Source organism: Rhodopseudomonas sp. BR0G17, assembly GCF_010907025.1.
Lineage (GTDB): Bacteria > Pseudomonadota > Alphaproteobacteria > Rhizobiales > Xanthobacteraceae > Rhodopseudomonas > Rhodopseudomonas palustris_H.
This window is the reverse complement of record NZ_QUML01000244.1, coordinates 1-387: the sequence shown is the minus strand read 5'-3', so window position 1 is coordinate 387 and position 387 is coordinate 1. Positions and strand designations below refer to the sequence as shown.

Annotated in this window: 1 protein-coding gene; it reads right to left on the bottom strand. The window is 64.1% G+C overall.

Annotation, left to right across the window (positions count from 1 at the left end; translation table 11 throughout):
* Positions 1 to 336: AMP-binding protein (locus DY467_RS26930; RefSeq protein WP_502706466.1), on the bottom strand; the 336-nt coding region annotated here is incomplete at its 3' end.
* Between the last annotated feature and the right edge of the window lie 51 nt (positions 337 to 387).

Sequence of the window (387 nt, the reverse complement as noted above, 5' to 3'; positions counted from 1 at the left end):
ATCATCGCCTCCGCGCCGTGCATCTCCCACCGGCCGGGCTTCCCGCATCAATTGCTCAGCGTGCAGCACGCCTTCGGGCGCGATACCGTCGCCGAAGTAAACGATCGTCTTCAGCGACCTGCTGAGCGCCCGAAGGTCGTCGCACCACGATAGGAAATGATCATCGACGAGCAAGATGTTGGTGTCGCAATCGTCGAGAGAAAAGGCGACTTCGGCCGCGCTCCAGCGGGTATTCGCCGGATTGAGCGCACCGCCGCCCCACCAGACGCCGAGCATGTACTCCAGATAGCGATCCGAATTCAGCGCGAGCATCGCAACGCGGTCACCCGGCGCCATGCCGATCTGGTGGAGGACCGCGGCGAGCCGCGCAGGCCGATCCGCAAGTTC